The organism is Stenotrophomonas sp. STEN240 (genome assembly GCF_056756175.1).
Map to the genome: position 1 here is coordinate 1 of NZ_JBRRBO010000049.1, position 19,054 is coordinate 19,054.

At 55.2% G+C, this 19,054-nt stretch carries 15 protein-coding genes, 1 tRNA gene and 1 pseudogene; 1 reads left to right on the top strand and 16 read right to left on the bottom strand.

Annotation, left to right across the window (positions count from 1 at the left end):
- From ACVOKO_RS16575 to ACVOKO_RS16630, 12 genes and pseudogenes are all read right to left on the bottom strand, one after another.
- The coding region (locus ACVOKO_RS16575; protein WP_346499971.1) for a hypothetical protein at positions 1–196 on the bottom strand (196 nt) is incomplete at its 3' end.
- A 16-nt stretch (positions 197–212) separates the two neighbouring features.
- On the bottom strand, positions 213–551 hold the full coding sequence (gene cyoD, locus ACVOKO_RS16580) for a cytochrome o ubiquinol oxidase subunit IV (RefSeq protein WP_346499972.1): 339 nt from the start codon (positions 549–551) through the stop codon (positions 213–215).
- Positions 551–1,189, bottom strand: coding sequence for a cytochrome o ubiquinol oxidase subunit III (gene cyoC / locus ACVOKO_RS16585; protein ID WP_430980806.1), 639 nt, complete (start codon positions 1,187–1,189; stop codon positions 551–553). Before cyoC ends, cyoD begins: the two co-directional genes overlap by 1 nt.
- Positions 1,186–3,183 (bottom strand): cytochrome o ubiquinol oxidase subunit I, encoded by a 1,998-nt coding sequence (cyoB, locus tag ACVOKO_RS16590; protein WP_346499973.1) that lies wholly within the window; start codon positions 3,181–3,183, stop codon positions 1,186–1,188. The genes cyoC and cyoB overlap by 4 nt, the downstream gene beginning before the upstream one ends.
- Positions 3,184–3,185: 2 nt before the next feature.
- Positions 3,186–4,304: a ubiquinol oxidase subunit II gene (gene cyoA / locus ACVOKO_RS16595; protein ID WP_346499974.1), complete on the bottom strand. Its 1,119-nt coding sequence runs from the start codon at positions 4,302–4,304 to the stop codon at positions 3,186–3,188.
- A 452-nt stretch (positions 4,305–4,756) separates the two neighbouring features.
- Positions 4,757–4,832: transfer RNA gene (locus ACVOKO_RS16600), tRNA-Thr, on the bottom strand.
- A gap of 725 nt (positions 4,833–5,557) precedes the next feature.
- Positions 5,558–5,974 carry a hypothetical protein gene (locus ACVOKO_RS16605; RefSeq protein WP_346499975.1) on the bottom strand — a complete coding sequence of 139 codons (417 nt, stop codon included), beginning with the start codon at positions 5,972–5,974 and terminating at the stop codon, positions 5,558–5,560.
- Between the two features lie 21 nt (positions 5,975–5,995).
- On the bottom strand, positions 5,996–6,592 hold the full coding sequence (locus ACVOKO_RS16610; RefSeq protein ID WP_346499976.1) for an SEL1-like repeat protein: 597 nt from the start codon (positions 6,590–6,592) through the stop codon (positions 5,996–5,998).
- A gap of 198 nt (positions 6,593–6,790) precedes the next feature.
- The gene (locus ACVOKO_RS16615) at positions 6,791–7,078 is read right to left on the bottom strand and encodes a hypothetical protein (RefSeq protein ID WP_346499977.1); all 288 of its coding nucleotides are present in this window, start codon (positions 7,076–7,078) and stop codon (positions 6,791–6,793) included.
- Positions 7,066–7,635, bottom strand: a pseudogene (locus ACVOKO_RS16620) (RHS repeat-associated core domain-containing protein); the annotation flags it as partial. The gene ACVOKO_RS16615 and the pseudogene ACVOKO_RS16620, both read right to left, overlap by 13 nt.
- Positions 7,636–8,399: 764 nt before the next feature.
- Positions 8,400–8,843, bottom strand: a complete 444-nt coding sequence (locus tag ACVOKO_RS16625) for a hypothetical protein (protein ID WP_346499979.1) — start codon at positions 8,841–8,843, stop codon at positions 8,400–8,402.
- A gap of 560 nt (positions 8,844–9,403) precedes the next feature.
- The gene (locus ACVOKO_RS16630; RefSeq protein WP_346499980.1) at positions 9,404–9,886 is read right to left on the bottom strand and encodes an RHS repeat-associated core domain-containing protein; all 483 of its coding nucleotides are present in this window, start codon (positions 9,884–9,886) and stop codon (positions 9,404–9,406) included.
- A 1,156-nt stretch (positions 9,887–11,042) separates the two neighbouring features.
- On the opposite strand from ACVOKO_RS16630, the gene ACVOKO_RS16635 reads away from it, so the two are divergent.
- Positions 11,043–11,342, top strand: a complete 300-nt coding sequence (locus tag ACVOKO_RS16635) for a hypothetical protein (RefSeq protein ID WP_346499981.1) — start codon at positions 11,043–11,045, stop codon at positions 11,340–11,342.
- A gap of 166 nt (positions 11,343–11,508) precedes the next feature.
- On the opposite strand, the gene ACVOKO_RS16640 is transcribed toward ACVOKO_RS16635, so the two are convergent.
- The 4 genes from ACVOKO_RS16640 to ACVOKO_RS16655 form a co-directional block, all read right to left on the bottom strand.
- Entirely contained in the window at positions 11,509–11,991 is a 483-nt protein-coding gene (locus ACVOKO_RS16640) for a hypothetical protein (RefSeq protein WP_346499982.1), read from the bottom strand.
- Complete coding sequence (locus tag ACVOKO_RS16645) at positions 11,984–15,169, bottom strand: RHS repeat domain-containing protein (protein WP_346499983.1); 3,186 nt, start codon at positions 15,167–15,169, stop codon at positions 11,984–11,986. Before ACVOKO_RS16645 ends, ACVOKO_RS16640 begins: the two co-directional genes overlap by 8 nt.
- Positions 15,166–17,748 (bottom strand): RHS repeat protein, encoded by a 2,583-nt coding sequence (locus tag ACVOKO_RS16650; protein ID WP_346499984.1) that lies wholly within the window; start codon positions 17,746–17,748, stop codon positions 15,166–15,168. Before ACVOKO_RS16650 ends, ACVOKO_RS16645 begins: the two co-directional genes overlap by 4 nt.
- A gap of 447 nt (positions 17,749–18,195) precedes the next feature.
- Complete coding sequence (locus ACVOKO_RS16655; RefSeq protein ID WP_346499985.1) at positions 18,196–18,969, bottom strand: hypothetical protein; 774 nt, start codon at positions 18,967–18,969, stop codon at positions 18,196–18,198.
- Positions 18,970–19,054 lie beyond the last annotated feature (85 nt).

The window sequence follows — 19,054 nt, forward strand, 5'->3', positions numbered from 1 at the left end:
GGCGTAAGCCGCGAAGCTGATGGATCACCAGATCCCCGCGGGAAACGATCACGGAACGGATGTCAGCTTCGCGGCTTACGCCGCTCCCACAAATGCATGCAGGCCGATGTGTTGCCGGGAAGGCTTCTGCCGAGCATGGCTCGGCACTACACAAAGCAAAAACAAAGGCCGCCTTGCGGCGGCCTTTGCTGTGCATCAAGCGATCAAGCCGCTCAGTGCATCATGTGGTGGTTCATGTTGTACATGACCCACAACGTACCCAGCACGATGATGCCGATCACCACCAGGGTGAACATGCCGGCATTGACGTTCCAGCGGGCGGCCGAGGAACGGTCCAGGTGCAGGAAGAACACCAGGTGCACCAGCAGCTGCAGGATGCCTGCAACCACCACCACCGCACCGGTGGCGAAGCTCGACATCCCACCGCTCATCACCACCCAGAACGGGATGATGGTGAGCACCGCAGCCAGCACGAAGCCGATCAGGTAAGACTTGACGCTGCCGTGGCTTTCGCCGGCGGCACCGTGTGCATGATTGTCATGTGCGGACATTACATCGCTCCCGACAGATAAACGACAGAGAACACGCCAATCCAGACCAGATCCAGGAAGTGCCAGAACAGGCTCAGGCACGCCATGCGGGTCTTGTTGCGCGGGGTCAGGCCATCCTGCTTGAGCTGGATGAACATCACCGCCAACCACAGCAGACCGGCGGTCACGTGCAGACCGTGAGTACCGACCAGGGCGAAGAACGCCGACAGGAAGGCACTCTTGTCCGGGCCGTGGCCGTTATGGATCAGGTGGTTGAACTCCCAGATTTCCATGCCCATGAAGCCGGCACCGAGCAACCAGGTGATGGCCAGCCAGAAGAACATCAAGCCCTTCTTGGACTGGTGCATGGCGATCATGCCCAGGCCGAAGGTCAGCGAGGACACCAGCAGCAGCGCGGTTTCCCACGCTACGAACGGCAGTTCGAACAGGTCCTTCGGACCCGGGCCACCATTGGTGCCACCGGACAACACTACGTAGGTCACGAACAGGGTGGCGAAGATGAGCAGATCGCTCATCAGGTACACCCAGAAACCGAAGACGGTGTTCTCGCTGGTGTCGTGATGCTCGTGATGGTCATCGCCATGGTCCGCAGCGTGCGCTGCGGAACCGTGGGTCATCGTGTGGGCGTTCGTGCTCATGCCTTCACCTCGGTCTTCACCAAGCCCTGAGCTTCCAGGTGCTTGCGGTGCTCGTTCTCGATACGTTCCACTTCAGCAGCCGGCACCCAGTAATCCACGTCCTTGTCGAAGGTACGGTAGATGAAGGTGGCGATCATGCCGACCAGGCCGATGATGGCCAGCAACCAGATGTGCCAGACCATCGCAAAACCCAGCACCAGGCTGAACGCGCCGATGACAACACCGGTGCCGGTGTTCTTCGGCATGTGGATGTCGCTGTACTTGGCCGGCTTCTGCCAGGCTTCGCCGCGCTGCTTGCGGTGCCAGAATTCGTCCAGCTCCTCACCCTTGGGCAGGGTGGCGAAGTTGTAGAACTGCACCGGGGAAGCGGTTTCCCACTCCAGGGTACGGGCATCCCACGGATCGCCGGTGAGGTCGACATTCTTCTTGCGGTCGCGGATGGACACGGCGATCTGGATCACCTGGCACAGGATGCCCACGGCGATGATCGCAGCACCGATGGCGGCAACCACGAAGTACGGCTGGTAGTCCATGTTCGGGTAGCTCTGCATACGACGCGTAGCACCCATGAAGCCCAGTGCGTATAGCGGCATGAAGGCCACGTAGAAGCCAATGAACCAGCCCCAGAACGCGCGCTTGCCCCAGGTTTCATCCAGGGTGAAGCCGAACATCTTCGGCCACCAGTAGGTGATACCGGCAAACATGCCGAACACCACGCCGCCGATGATGACGTTGTGGAAGTGGGCAATCAGGAACAGCGAGTTATGCAGCACGAAGTCGATGGCCGGGATCGCCAACATCACGCCGGTCATGCCGCCGATGGTGAAGGTGACCATGAAGCCGATCGTCCACAACACCGGTGAGGTAAAGTGCACGCGGCCGCGGTACATCGTGAACAGCCAGTTGAAGATCTTCACGCCGGTCGGGATCGAGATGATCATCGTCGTGATGCCGAAGAAGGCATTGACGTTGGCACCCGAGCCCATGGTGAAGAAGTGGTGCAACCACACCAGGAACGACAGCACACCGATCGCACAGGTGGCGTAAACCATGCCCTTGTAGCCGAACAGGGTCTTGCGCGAGAACGTGGCGATCACTTCGGAGAACACACCAAATGCCGGCAGCACCAGGATATAGACTTCCGGGTGACCCCAGATCCAGATCAGGTTGATGTACAGCATGGCGTTGCCGCCACCATCGTTGGTGAAGAAGTGCGTACCCAGGTAACGATCCAGGGTCAGCAGCACCAGGGTGATGGTCAACACCGGGAAGGCAGCAATGATCAGCAGGTTGGTGACCAGAGCGGTCCAGCTGAACACCGGCATGTGCATCAGCTTCATGCCCGGGCTACGCATCTTGAGGATGGTGATGAAGAAGTTGATACCGCTCAGCGTGGTACCCAGGCCGGAGACCTGCAGCGCCCAGATGTAGTAATCCATACCTACGCTTGGACTGTATTCCAACCCTGACAAGGGCGGGAACGCCAACCAACCGGTCGCAGCGAATTCACCGATCCACAGCGAGATCATCATCAGGCCGCAGCCTGCGACGAACAGCCAGAAGCTCAGCGAGTTCAGGAACGGGAAGGCAACGTCGCGGGCACCAATCTGCAGCGGTACCACCAGGTTCATCAAACCGGTGATCAGCGGCATCGCCACGAAGAAGATCATGATCACGCCGTGGGCGGTGAAGATCTGGTCGTAGTGGTGTGGCGGCAGATAGCCTTCAGCGCCGCCAGCAGCAACTGCCTGCTGGGCACGCATCATGATCGCGTCGGAGAAGCCGCGCAGCAGCATCACGAACGCCACGATCAAATACATCGCGCCGATCTTCTTGTGGTCCACCGAGGTGAACCACTCCTTCCACAGGTAGCCCCACAGCTTGAACTTGGTGACCGCGGCTACAACAGCCAGGCCGCCCAGCATCGCGCCGATGAGGGTGGAGAGCACGATGGGATCGTGCGGCAGTGAATCAAGAGAGAGTTTTCCAAGCATCGTCATTCTCCCGAGGTGCCATGGCCGGCATGTGCGGCCTCGGCTGGCTCGTTTGCAGTGTGACCGGCGTGGCCGTCAGCCTCGGCGGCAGCAGGCGCAGCGGCGGCGGGAGCGCTGTGGCTCATGCCGGCGTGGTCCGTTGCCTCGTGCCCCATTGCAGCATGGTCCATCGCAGCGTGGTCCATGGCTTCAGGCTGCATCGCCTCGTGGCCAGCACCTTCGTGCGACATCTTCTTGCCATCGTGCTTCATGCCGAAGTGGTGGTTCTCACCGGCGTGCTTGGCAATGATGGTGTCGAACAGGCCCTTCTCGGTGCTGCCGTAATAGGTCACCGGGTACCAGTCGTGGTTCTTCTCGGCGCCCAGTTCGGCGAAGGACTTCTGGTCCAGCACCTTGGCGTCGCCGCGAACCTTGGCCAACCAGGCCTGGTATTCCTCATTGCTCACCGCATACGCGGTGAAATGCATCTTGCTGAAGCCAGCGCCGCTGTAATGCGAGGACAGGCCTTCATAACTGCCAGCTTCGTTGGCAACCAGATGCAGCTTGGTCTCCATGCCGGCCATCGAGTAGATCATGCTGCCCAGATGCGGAATGAAGAACGCGTTCATCACCGTATCGGCGGTGATCTTGAAGTTCAGCGGAGCATCGACCGGGAAGGTCAGCTCGTTGACCACGGCGATGTTCTCTTCCGGGTAGACGAACAGCCACTTCCAGTCCAGCGAGATCGCTTCGATCACCACCGGCTTGGTATCGGACTCCAGCGGCTTGTACGGATCCAGCGCATGCGAAGAACGCCAGGTCAGCACGGCCAGGACCAGAATGATCATGCACGGGATCGACCAGACCACCACTTCGATGGCAGTGGAGTGAGACCAGTTGGGCTCGTAACGGGCCTTGATGTTGGATGCGCGGTACTTCCACGCGAACACCAGCGTCAGCACGATCACCGGAATGACCACCAGCAGCATCAGCACCGTACAGGTGATCAGCAGCGTGAGTTCGTCCCGGGCGATCTGGCCCTTGGGGTCAAACAAGGCCCAGTCGCAGCCCGTCATCATGACGGCCATAGCGACAATGAGGCCCGGACGCAAAAAGCGTCCAAGAGTTTTCAACGGAATCATCGGTCGATCCAATTGCGAGGGAGAGCCGCATCTGGCAAGCCCCTACATGCAAACGCAAACGAGCGCCCGGGGATTGCCCACCGGGAGACATGTAGGGGGTTGTCAGATTTCAGCCCTGCAATTTTAGGCCTTCACGCACCACTTAAGAAAGGTATTGACAATGATTTCGCGCAGCAAAAGCGGGGAATCCTGTGCGACACGTTGTCGCACCTGTGTGGTGCTGGGGCAGATTCGGCAAAGGCAGGCACTGATCGCAGTGGAGCTCCGCACTGCTTCACGCTCTCCTGCGTGGACTTCCAGCACGTTCAGCTGGCGTAAGCGGCAGCACCCAGGACGCAACTGGCGTCAATGAATGCGGCTACCCAAAGAACTTTGACCGGTAGATTCGTTCAGATTGCTGAGCGGGACTCCCCATCGCCCACAAAAAAGGCCCGCACGAGGCGAGCCTGATCTGGTGCCGGAAATAGGAATCGAACCTACGACCTACGCATTACGAATGCGCCGCTCTACCAACTGAGCTATTCCGGCGAAGGCGCGAATTGTAGGCAAAGGGGATGGCATTGGTCAATCCACCGCTCACAACACCTCTCATACCCAGCAGCTGCCCGGTGTCGCCAAGCACGCTGCAGATCCAGCTCACGGCCCGGAAGGAGGTACCCAGCGATTTCGCACTTGTTCGATAAGCATCTTGCCCGACCGTCTCTCGGCCAACTGAAAAAGACCCTCCATGCCTCTTTGTTTGGCAGAACTGACATATCAAAGTGGTACGCCTTCAACTCTCTCACCACAGCACGATCGACCTGGCAGTACTTGGACGAGCGAACTTGCTCACCTGGCGCGCGAGTCCCTGCGCGCCGAGCCTTGCTTCGAGTTCCATACACCGTTCAAGCGGAAATTGCCATGCCGGCTGGCGGTTCAAGACAATTTCGAAAGCATTCGTGAACGCGCTAGACGGCATCGACGGAGACGCTTGCGGAAACGCCAGTGCAAACGTCATCAGAACTTGTCGAACCATGGCGAAGTCTTTAGGCAATGCGATACATCTGCGAAGCCTGCTAACAAGCTACCGGTTTGATTACCGATATACGGCCCCTAGCTCTCAACGCGGTGTCAACTGCGATCGAAGCCACCAGCGCGCCCCAAAAACGATCCGGGACGCTACATAAACAAAATACGCCAAAACCAATCCCAAGTAGCGATGAGACACAAGACCATCACTTTCCACTCGTCGACTCCACTCACAAAAATTGAGATCAACGCGAAAACTTCGCATGCTGAATAACCCCGATTCGCTCTATATCCATAGGATCAAGCTTTCCGTCGTTCAGGTGAAATATCCCCGAGATCCTGATCCTCGAACCAGAACCACGTAGATTCAATTCATCAAAACTATCGTTCCCATCGTAAACAACGACAGAAGAAACGGAGTCACCACCCTCCATTGCATCCAGGGTAGGAAATATAAGAATTGAATCTCCAGCTACACGCGCCCACCCAACGAACTCCACCGAGACAGCATCAAACTTCTCCGGATGAGCGGCAAGGTATAAAAAAGACAATGAACACACTCGCTCGGCGCCGGAGTTCCCTCTGTATTTGCATACATCATATGCCTTCGAGCTGTCGCAAGAAGAAAGCAGAGCAGAAACCAATACGAGCAGTACACGCATGTCAACCCTCATCAAGTCACCTCAGCCAGCCGCCCCACCCACGACCTGCAGACCGAAGTGGTGCAACGATCCTAGCTCTCGCCAGCCAAACTGAGCAAGCGACACGCCAACTTCAGACCCCGCCCCCCTTCCGCATCGCTTCTTTTCGAATACATTCGGCAAAACCATCTTCGATATGTTTTCTGGTTTCCGTGATGCCGTGCTGCTGATTTTCCTGCGAAGAAGCTTCACGCTCGGCTCGTTCAATCCACTCCAAAGACTTCCGGACCCCCTCCCTTCGCCATTTAAATAGACCGCAAGGGAGCGCATCGCGCCCAAATCACCTCTTTCGGCAGCCAAGGCAAACCAAGAGTGAGATTCCTCTGGATTTACGCCACCAAGGCTATAGTGATTGGCAACTCGTACCGCAGCATCATTACTACCTTCCAGAGCCAAGGTCTTCTGCGCATCCAGCTCTTTCGGCTCAAGAAAAAAAGCCTCCCCCGTTGAAGATACCGAGACACCGCCGCTCTCGTCAATTGCCGGCAATGAACTCTCTGACTCGGGCTCCACCGAAGAATGACAGCCAACATAAAATATAGAGAGAATTATAACCACTACGGCGCGGCGCGAATTCATTTTTCACACCTCCCTTTGTCCGTACAGAAAGACACCGTTCGTCTGATGCGCGAGCCTGTTTCGGGACCCGCATTAAGCCGCGCCACCCCTGTATCAGGATTATAACTTAGACTTCCGTAACCTTTTGAAATTGGGCCATTGCGCCCGGGAGCAAATATAGCAAAAGTCCCAGACACACCCCTTCCATCTCGCTGCATATTAGACGTAATAGTCACTGGATTCCCTGGCACATAGCCCCCCATTTCTTGGCTGAGTAGTTGGAAACATTGCAAACCCTGTTGCTGCAATTACCCAACTGTTATTTATATCTGCCAGAGACTGAGCATATGCGCCACTTCCCGCTCCCACATTGCAAGCACCAACAAAGAAAGTCTCGCCCTCTTTCAGTCCTGCCGCCCTTGCCAGCTCAATCGTCTCACCAGGATTCATGTCACCTTTAGGTCCGACAATTCTATCTTGATCCGCATGACCAGTTATATCAAACATGCCCGGAATGTTAAAAGCCCCCCTGCCGCATACAGAGGATCACCAGGTTTGAATACATTTAGATCAGACCGTCCATCCGGATCTATGAATCTATATGGATTATAGCTTGCATAAACATAACGATTGAAGCCAGCCCTATTATTCATGCTTACCTGAATTGAATCAACACTCAGGAGCCTTCCGATCTGCGGATCATAGTAGCGCTGCTGCATGTAGGTCAGGCCAGTTGCGCCGTCCTGATTATGACCTGTGTAACCGACGGCATCATAAGCGGGCTTTCCGATTACAGCGCCATAGGGCGCGTAATCATTGCGCTCTATCACGTTACCCAATCCATCCGTCACCGCTACGGGTGAGCCGAGCGCATCGGTGTGCTGGAACTTCACCACGTTGCCCACGGTTTCACGCTTGGCTATCAAACTACCGCTCAGATAGATGTGTTCAAGCCCTGCGCCACTGTTTTTATAGTAGTACATCAGCTGACGAGACTTGCTGTACTGCGAGAGGGCCGACGTTCCATCGACAGGACTCCAGGCAAGCACTCTCCGGCCTTCACCGTCGTAACGATACTACTCCTTCCCGGCCGCTATATACAGGCGATTGTCGAAGCCGAACCCATACAGCTGGCCACTTTTATTCTGCAGATTGCCCTGCACGTCATAGGCCAGGCCGACAACAGTTGCACCAGCGGAGTCCCGAATTCCCTGCAAACGATTTGTGCCGGGATCGTAATAGTAGTTTGCGTAGTCCTTGCCACCGGATCCCAGCTTCCACGACTTGATGTTGTCCAGCGCATCGTAGGTGTATCGATGCCATCCATCACCACCGAACGCCTTGAGCCGGCTGCTACCAGTCGATCACGCGCATCGTATTGCAGATGAAGGTTGTAGGTGCCTCCTCTTGCAACATCGTAGATGTCACTGGGATTTCCATTTTCGTCGAAGCGCGTGTCCAGATTGAGTACTGCGCTATCGATACTACGCGCAGGAAGCCGCAGGATATTCTGCGTCATCTGGTGCAGGACGTTGTTTCCGTACGCCGACTAACCCTACTCTCTAGTTTATTAGATCAATCCCACTCTTACCCGATTTTTACTCCAACCCCATTTTAACTCCAACCCCATTTTCACCCTGCGCTACACAAGGCACAACAGCACTTCGTCATGTAGATGCTGGATATGGCGCCAGAGCAGTGCGGTTGATTCGATCAGTGAAGGCAAACCAAAGCCCGCCATTGGCGGGCTTTGGTCTTCGCAGATGATTAAAAAAATGAATCAAACCCCGTTGTATTATCCAACTCTTGGCAGCTGTCGTCTCTAAAATCACCGCCTACTTTCACGAAGAGTACGAATGACCAGTCGCCCTTCTTCCTCACCAAGCTCACGAAATTCAGTCACATCCACCAATACCGAAAAATTTTCACCAGGATATACATCCAGCAGCCCTTTAATTGCAAAAACACCACTTCCTTTTATTGGCGTGTTATATACAACCTGATTAAAGTGCCGAATACGATCTCCCCTACCACCTTCGGATGGCTCATCCTGAAAGCTTGATATTCTAAATACCGGCTGCACACATGAAGGCGCGATCAATATAGTCCCATGATGCAAATTTCCATAGACATAAATATTGCTAACGGAAACTTCGCGAACGGGGCTCGATGACAAAACAGCTCTGCAGTATGAATCATCCGGAGAGCCCGCTGAGCATGCCGATAAAAAAATAAATATACACGCGATAAAGAGGCCGATTTCGATTTTCATGACTCATAGCCCGAGCAACTCGGACCACCTCTCGTGCAGGCCCCTTCCCACGAAGATTGAGCGCCTTCCCAAATAGCCTTTCGACGATCCATAAGCGACATCCCCGGGACGTTCAGCTGATTGTTTATGCCTAACGCGGTCCCCATGGCTGACTCCAGTCCATAAGCATTGATCTCCGTTATCACCCGCTCAAATCCGGTCGCCGGAAAGTAACTTCGCCTTGCACCAGGCTGCATACTGTCCTAGTTATACGCCCCCTCATAAGCAATAACAACCTCCCATCGCTCGTGCGCTGACGCCAAGATCCCTAGCTGAGCTCCCAATTTGACGGGAATCAAGGGTCATCCCATTGCTCGACATCTGGCTTAACGTGTCTTTCGGCAACGGCGAAAAATCAATGACAAATCCATTTCCATCATTGAGCGACCCAATCATATTCAGAATGCCACCAAGCAACGCTGTTGCTGATCCCTCTCTCATTTTTTTGCGGGCTCCCCGGCAGCCGCTACAAACGATTCGGCGAGCTTCGCATCAGTCACTGTGCACTGCCCCCTCCCATCTCACGTACAGGAATACCTTCCATCCGGATCCGTAAACCGATACGGATTGTTGTTCCCATACCAATAGCGGTTAAACGCGCCGACCGGGTTGCTATAGGCCGTCACCGGATCCACCGACAGGAACCGTCCGATCTGCGGATCATAGTAGCGCTGCTGCATGTAGGTAAGGCCAGTTGCGCCGTCCTGCTTATGACCTGTGTAACCGACGGCATCATAAGCGGGCTTTCCGATTACAGCGCCATAGGGCGCGTAATCATTGCGTTCTATCACGTTACCCGAGCCATCCGTCACCGCCACGGGTGAGCCAAGCGCATCCGCGTGCTGGAACGCCACCACGTTGCCAACGGCTTCACGCCTGGCTATCAAACTACCACTCAGCAGAGCGGCTAATTCGCTCAGCCAGAGCAAACAAAAAGCCCGCCAATGGCGGGCTTTTTCTTCACAGATGGTGAAGAAGTCAACCTCCCCCCGTTGTCTGCACATCACCCGCGAGTCGAGACTTGAAATACGCCCAGCTCATCATGACAAATGCTCGCTTCCTACCTTGCAGTCATTGAGCGACCACCGTGAATGTCATTTCAACAGGTAGCCCAATATCTCGCAGGGCCCCCATGGAAGATTCATCAAGGGATAGCTCGCATGTTCCTCCGCCTTGCTCATCCGAATCTGTAATCAAAAGGATGTCCAAGAACCCTGAGTCAACGCCAGGAATATCAAGGAGCGAAACTCCAGCGTTATCAGCAAGCAAAGATATCTCTTGAATGATCCGGGGTGCATCTCTCGCCCCCTCGCAGAGAAAGCGTCCAAAGCCCTGTTTTTTCTACAACCTCCTTCCCGCTGGATGTAAACCATCGCCGCCCTTTCTCATGTTATTTTGTGGGCTCAACGCACAATACATTCGTAACAAGTTCCGGCCGAAGTGCATGCCCTTTAAGATACAGCGTGAGCTAGAAAGATCGATCTACTTCGCTCAACATTTCAACCATCTCCGAGATTGCCTATTAATTCACCGTCAGGGGCAACTACGTCCCCGGTATCAGGATTTGTTCCATAGTTATCCAAACCTCTTCCGCCGCCCTGACCTTTGTCCGACTGCTTAATGTCATGAAATTTTCGGCGCCCCTCTTTAGCGCCAACTCCGTTTTTTTCCCCCGCTCTTCAGCCCCGCGATCGCCTGGCCAATAGCCAGGATCGTGTTGCTTCGATTCAATCATCGTCATTTCACCACAAGGCATCCCGCCGCATGGGTGAGGTGAAGCGAAGAACAAAAATGGCGCGGCAACGGCAGCACCTAATGTGGGAGATATCCAAGAGGCAGTCCCTGGTGCAATCCTTTCCACGAACACGGTTCCCAGCGTCACTACAGATGCCGCTTGTGTTCCCTCAGGCCGCGTGGCTGTAAACCGTCACCCTCTCCATGTCCTGAATTGGCGGGGTTGGAGGCTTCACTCGTCTTCTACCTCTCTGCCATCTGGATCCGTAAATCGATACGGATTGTTGTTGGCATACCAGTACCGGTTAAACGCGCCCACCGGATTGCTGTAAGCCGTCACCGGATCCACCGACAGTTGCCATAGTCCTTGCCACCGGCACCAAGCTTCCAGGACTTGATGTTATCCAGCGCATCATAGGTGTATCGATGCCATCCATCACCACCGAACGCCCCAGAGCCGGCCGCTATCAGTCGATCACGCGCATCGTATTGCAGATGAAGGTTGTAGGTGCCTCCTCTTGCAACATCGTAGATGTCACTGGGATTTCCATTTTCATCGAAGCGAGTGTCCAGATTGAGCACTCCGCTATCAATACTACGCGCAGGAAGCTGACGGGCATTCTGCGTCATCTGGTGCAGGACGTTGTTTCTGTGCGCCGCCCAACCATACTCTCTATCTTGAACTACCTTCCGGCATCAACTTACCTCAAAATCGTGACAATCTGACTCTCAATAAATCTACTATTGCGCATCGGCGACCTCCTTGCGGCGAGCTTTCCCGGAGACCGCTATAAATGCCCGAATCAAGTTTACGGACTGTCGACACCCTAAGCTGTCCTTAGTCGAATCTATCTAAGGCTTCACCCCTAGTGGCGCAGTAGCGGGCTTCTATCTACATCCTAAACTCATCCAACTCAATGCGACCGAAGATAAAAAAATCTCGCCCCTTGATTACTGAGCTGCTCGTTCCTCTACCCTCGTTAAAAACAAACTTCCCGCCAATCTTGACGCGCACCGGCTCCAACTCCGGCCGGCGCGACATATATTCAAAGAAACCACGATATACCTCGCCCCCCTCCACTTTCAAAGAGGCATAAACCTCACCACTTTCGAAAGAGTCAATTGATGGATACAGAAAAATATCACCCCCACCCCTTATCGCCCATGCATGGACAAATATCTTTCGCTCTCTAAAGGCATCAGGATGAGATAAAAGTTGTGAATATGTCAACGCACAAAACGTGAGCCGAACTTGATTCCCAACAGGAACGCAAACATCACTGCGTATTACTGAAACCTCTTCCACCTGTTCCACCTTGCCACAGCCTGATCCAACGACAAGAATAGCAGCGGCCAATACGATAAATTTATTCATCATCAGGCAACCTCGAAATGAAACTTTCCACATTCAAATTGGCACCAGGAGCACTCGCCTGGCTGGACATAGACTCGAAATCAAACTTTAAAATTCCGCCACCCAACATTACGACATATCCATTTGTACTAGAGAAAACTGATCGACCAATATCCGACTGAAACCCCGGATTGGCGTAGCCGGTCCACCCTCCATTACTGAAACCACCAGGGATTCCATTGAAATTCGTGTCCGCCGGATGAGTGTGAATAATAGCAGTTCGCACACCGGATCCGGAATAAGCCTGGCCTAGCGTGACGCTACCGGAGCCATCGCCTCGAGATTCAGAGCCCAATACATAGTTGAAAACAGAATACCCCTTTCCCGTTCGAGCGATGTCGGCACCGACCTCACGTCCAGTTGCAATGGTGACGGGGAGCGCTGTTCTTGCAAAGTATCTAGCGGCTCTAGCCTCACCATTATCCATTTCGTGATTATTAGCAATGCCATTAAGTTTATTTAGATAACCCTGCGGATCTCTTTTTATTGCCCGTAGCGCGCCCTCACCCACCATCAGAGTCTTACCTCCCACACATGTGCCGATTTTCGTTCCAGTGCAAGGAGCCCTTCCATCAGGATCTACAAACTTATACGGACTGTTATTTGCATACCAGTACCGATTAAACGCTCTCACTGGGTTGCTATACGCCGTCACAGGATCCACCGACAGGAACCTACCGATCTGCGGATCGTAGTAGCGCTGTTGCATGTAGGTCAGGCCAGTTGCGCCGTCCTGCTTATGACCTGTGTAACCGACGGCATCATAAGCGGGCTTTCCGATTACAGCGCCATAGGGCGCGTAATCATTGCGTTCTATCACGTTACCCGAGCCATCCGTCACCGCCACGGGTGAGCCAAGCGCATCGGTGTGTTGGAACTTCACCACGTTGCCCACGGTTTCACGCTTGGCTATCAAACTACCGCTCAGATAGATGTGTTCAAGCCCTGCGCCACTGTTTTTATAGTAGTACATCAGCTGACCAGACTTGCTGTGCTGCGAGAGGGCCGACGTTCCATCGACAGGACTCCAGGCAAGCACTCTCCGGCCTTCACCGTCGTAACGATACTGCTCCTTCCCGGCCGCTATATACAGGCGATTGTCGAAGCCGAACCCATACAGCTGGCCACTTTTATTCTGCAGATTGCCCTGCACGTCGTAGGCCAGGCCGACAACGGTTGCACCAGCGGAGTCCCGAATTCCCAGCAAACGATTTGTGCCGGGATCGTAATAGTAGTTGGCGTAGTCTTTGCCACCGGACCCCAGCTTCCAGGACTTGATGTTATCCAGCGCATCATAGGTGTATCGATGCCATCCATCACCACCGAACGCCCCAGAGCCGGCTGCTATCAGTTGATCACGCGCATCGTATTGCAGATGAAGGTTGTAGGTGCCTCCTCTTGCAACATCGTAGATGTCACTGGGATTTCCATTTTCATCGAAGCGAGTGTCCAGATTAAGCACTCCGCTATCAATACTACGCGCAGGAAGCTGCCGGGCATTCTGCGTCATCTGGTGCAGGACGTTGTTGCCGTAAGCGAAAGACTTCAATGCACCATTTGGAAAATAGCTGATACCTGATGCATAGGTGTGACCATCACTGCTGCCGACCACCAGTTTCGGTTGACCCAATGCATTCGGGCTATAGGTAATAGTGTTGCCGGTAGGATAGCCCTGAGAGGCTAGATTTCCGTTGGCGTCATACCCGTAGCTCAGCAACCATTGGTACAAACCTGGCTGCTGCACGGCCTCGGAAACCAGCAGCCTTCTCTTATTATAGAGATAGTAATTTACTACCCGCCCTTCCCCTTCCCCGTCATTGTCTGTCGTTATCTGACTGGGCAAACCATCAGGCGCGTAGATAAACGTTTGATTTCCCCTGTGGTTTGGCGTCGACAAGGAAACTACACGATTGCGCGAATTGTATGTCCGACGAACCACGCGACCACTTGCTTCGGCCGCCGCACGATCGCAGTTGACTGGGTTCGGCAGCGCCAAACCAGAAGCGCTCCATGCAAGGTTGCCCGCCGCGTCGTAGCCCATCACCGTCGAACCGGTCTCCGGCTCGATGGTCTTGCACAGGCGCTGCTGCGCGTCGTAGACATAGCGCCGGGTCAGCGACAGCGGTGCTGGCACCCGCAGCACGCCCGATCTGGCCAGAAGATCATTGCTGGCACCTGCAGGAGAGATGCCATGCACATAGATCAGTTTGTTCGCATGGGCTTGCCGAATTGCGTCGGTCAGCGCGAAGCGAAAGCGATACTGACTACCGTTGGATTGACAGGCAGCGGCAACACCTGCCTCACTTGCCTGATTTGCAAGAACAGAACCAATACCCTGCCCTGCCCCCGCAGCACCGCCTACATAGATGTGAACATCTACCGAAGCTGGTCGCCCGCTCGAACAAGCCCATCCTCGCAGCCAATACTGGCCCGCGCCATCTTCATCAACGCTGCCCACGCTGCCGCGAATCGACGATTGCGCCACTGCGACAGTGATCGCACCTGACGTCGCGGTCTTGCCGTTGCTATCTACCGCAATTCCCGTGACCTGATAGTTACCGGGTGCCACGTTTGCCCAGTTGAATCCGAAGCCAGCAGTGTAGCCACTCCCGATGTGACCGCCGTTGGCGTAGTAATCAACGCGGACGACCTGCCCATCCGGATCACTCGCATTTGCACTCAGGTGCACCGTTGCGGGGCCAATGAAGGGCTGGCCTGTGGCAGGGTTGAGACTGATCACCGGCGGTCTGTCACCGGGCTGTACAACCTCGAATGTCCTGTTGACGCTTGCCTGGCCGCCCAGGTTGGAGCGCGCATTGGCAGTAACCGTGTAGGTGCCCGCAGGCAGATTGGTGAGGGTGTAGGAAAGTGAATCACCTACAACGCTGGCCAGCACCTGGCCACTCCGGAGTATCCGGAGCTGGCTCACATAAACACCGTCATCAATGGTGAATGCCGATGTTTGTATGACTACATTCGCCGGCGCCTGGAATGTGGCTCCCGCAGATGGCGAATCGATGCTGACACTTACATAGGGATTCCCCTGTTGCGCAATGGCTTGGCCTGCTATCAACAAAAGAAAGCAGGTAAAGATCTGGAGAAATAGCGCCCCCTTACCGCGGCTCCTTGCCGTCATCATTGACCTGCTCCCGTGCGGGTAATTTCAAGCGTTTTCCTAAAGACATCACGCTGAATCACTGTCGAGATGCCAAGTGGAGCATCGATGCGTGTAGGGAAGTCGTAGCTGGGCGAATCCCAAGCCTGGAATGCCTCTACGGTGATGGCGCCGCGCGGGTTGGTCACCTGGCGACGAAAGCCAGACAAGTACGCAGTAGACGACGTCAGCAAGCCCAACTCGGAATCCTGTTGAGTGCGAACAACGCGCCCCAGTGCGTCGTAGCTGCTGGTAACACCCGGCAGCGCGTTGCGAACGTCGGTCACGCCCTGCGTCGGGTAGGACGTAAACACCTTGCGCCCAAGCTTGTCATACCGACTTACAACCTGGGTGATCGTCTGCGCGTCGGAGATGTCTTGGCTTTCCTCCAGCACGGGTCGCCAGAACGCATCAAAATGCAGCCGGCGACGTCGATTACCTTCTGTCTCGGTCAGCCTCCAATGCCCAGTGCCGAGTCCATACTCAGCACCTACGCGCTCGAATGTGCGAGACACTGGATGCCATGCAACTGTGTCACCGGCGGGATAGGTCCGGGCCGCCAATCGCCCCATGGCATCGTAACCATACGTAGAGCTGAAGCCATTTTCATCGGTGGTGCTGACAACTCTTCCGAGCGCATCTACCACTGCCGATTCCGTGAAACCATCGGCGTAGCCAATCACCTGGGGAATGCCACGTCGCCAGCCAGATGCGATGGTGATATTTCCATTGCCGTCGGTCACGCTTTCCACTTGACCATCGGCGTGGTAACTCAGCCACATCTGGCGCTCACCAAAAGCATACTGTTCAACTGGCAACGCGGTGCCGGGGGCGAATACCGTCCGCGCCACTTCGGCACCGGTCTCTACATTGCCGCGGCGGGCTATCTGCCCCAGCACCCAACGTGAGAAATCATCGTGATACTGAAGCGTATCGGTACGTTGGTAGCCCAAGCTGCTGCTGGCAATGGTGGTCAAAGGCCTGGCAAGCCCATCGAGCACAGTGGTTTTGCTGGAGAACGTCGCCCCATCGCGGGTGGTCAGCGTCTCGACATTGGGCCGCAGATATTCGGCAGTGTATCCAGCGGTACGCGGCTGCTTCGTGCTGCCGAGTCGTGTGGCGAATTGGCTGCCTGCCAGCGGCCAAAGGTAGCGTTGCTCGGTGGTCTCAAGAATGGATTGCGGGCCACTCCCTGTCTCCACCTTGAGCAGCTGACCTTCGTTGTAGCGATAGCTGTTGCCATATGTGTGGCGTGCCCAACTACCCTCCGGGCCTGAGACCGTCGTGATTGCTGTGCCCGCGCAAGCATCACTCAGACACAGCGGCAACGAGCAATCGCCACTGGTGCACACCGGACCGGTGCCTGGAGCAAAGGAAATGGTGCCACCGTAGCTGTACGCCCATTCCGCCAGATCAACGCCCGGGCCGGAAAGGCGCTTATTGCGCAGCACCACGCCGTGATAGGCCATTGGGTAGCGGGCGACGTCATCGTTGGGGTCATTATTCGGTGTCGAATATCCATTGCAGACCATGGGCACATTGCTCCGCCCACGGAGACTGTAGCCCATCACGAACTCGCCGATTGCACCAGATGGGTGTACGAATCTGCCTGTAGCACCGGGCTCGTTGACCATAAGGCCTGGGTAACCACAGGAACGCAGAATGTCGCCAGACCCTGTGGAGCGCTCGTACTGGAACTCAATGTGGCTCATGGCAAAGGCATCAATAGCCCAGCTACTGCCATCTGGCAGGTCCACACCAACCAAACTGCCGGTAAGCGAAGCAGGATAGACATAGCGATACCGCACAATCTGCGTACCATTGTTGATCTGCTCAACATGGCCGCGCGCGTTATAGGCGAGTGTGATGCTCCTGCCGTCACTGGAGGTTATTGCTTCCAGCCGTACCGGCGCTCCAGCTGCATTGCTGTAGCGGTAAGCGACCCAGTTTCCGAACCTATCCTCCACCTTGGTCGCATACAATTCCACGCGACGGCGCGCAGCGGATATGACTTGAACTGTACTGGGCGATGCAACATCCGGCTCATAGAATGCAGCCTCCCAGTCGAATGTGTAGCGCAGACCATCGGCGGTATGGGCAACGAAAGCTTCACCTCCGCCATTTTGCCGCGCGGGCAGGCAAGAGAACCAAGTGAGCTCCTGCGTAAGCCAAGGATAAGGACCACCACTGGACGGGCGCGGAAGTGCATTCGGCTCGGCAACTAGCATCTCCTGGCTGCCGCGTCCGGGAACAATCATGCGATTGCCTTGCCAATACTCGGAAGCATAGAAACTTCGACCACTGACGGTAACCGTCGGCGGCGCACCCAAACCATTGTTGTTGCAGGCGCTTGCCCATCCTGTGGCTGCCAGGAAGACACCAGAGAGCCGCGGGAGCTCCAGATTCCAATCTGCCATGGGCAAATCGTCAAAACGGTAGTCACTACGATTGCCAATGGACATTGATCGCGAAACCGCAATCGGCAGCCCAGTGCCGGTTATGCTCATGTCGGTTGCCGAGAACCCCAACGCTCCGGTGTACATGTCCAGGCTGTCGCCGAACAAGGTCGCATCTGCTGCCGTTAGATCGTCTGCCGCTGAATGAGCTTGTCGTACTCCTCCCATGGATAGCGCAGCGACTGGGCTTGAACTACAACGGGGCAAAGAAGTGCGATAGCCATCAACACATATACGTACATACCTGCTCACTCCATTGAGGGGCGTTACTTCGACGATTGCATCGTTCTGGACAATTGCGGTGGCCGACCCGCATCGCTCGGATGGGGAAGTTGACTATGACAGGCGTTGCCACCCTGCAAATTTGCTTGGAAACCTGGGGCGCGACCGGCGACATGAAAGCAACGCGCATACCGCCGAAAAGCAGCCATCTCGGACTACAACTTGACCAACCATCGGTGAGCAATCCGCACTGTTTCGGAAAATTTCACTCATCCAATAACGCCGCCTGATCAAAAGGAAAGAAGAATCCAACCGGAGCACTGACTTAGCTTGTTAGTTCTCAAAATCAATATCCATGATGTCTGCATACACTGACTCGTATCCCACATAGGGCAATGGCTGCGCCATCAGAGCGGCTGCCTCCAATGCCCGGCGGCCCGCTGTATCCAGTGCGCAATTCGATGACGCCACACTGATTACCCTTCCGCCTTGAGATTGCTGCAACGTCAAACTACAACTTCCCTTAGGGCCGTCGTACTGCCAGTGTTCTCGTATGGCTACACGCAACGCAGCGAGGTATGCAGCACGCAACCCCTGATCCTCGGCATGGCCGGCAGCTTCCCCACCATGATCCGACGCTGGGCCGGCGGTGTTTGCCACTGCCGCCCCACTTTCTTCGATTACTGCTGCTTCAGATAATGCGGACATATCCGGTATTCCAGAATCTGTCGTCTCTACCACATCCACATGACGCTCTGCTGATACCGGCTCTACGTTCTGAATACTTTCCGATGGTTCCTCGAGAAAAACCGCTGTTTCAGGCTTGACGAAAGGAAGCGCGATATCAAACCGCTGACGGAATTCGCCCGGCGCAAGAAAGTCCGCAGACGTTCCCGAGCCAAGTGAATACCCCAATGCTTCCGACCCCCTCCCGCCCACAACACCACTTGTCAGCCACAGCCACGCAAACGCCAGCATGTGCAACAGAGCAGAAATGCAAATAGCCATGCATCGGTCGCGAAGGTCCCCACTGCCGTTCATCGCCGCGCCCTTGAGCATGAATGGAGTGTAACTTGGTTGTAAGAACAATACTTGCTGCGTCGCCACAGGCTAATGCGGATATTCTGAGCGGGAAAGACTTGGTCAATAGCACGCACATGGATCAGCATCGTTTGTACCAACGCCCGCACTT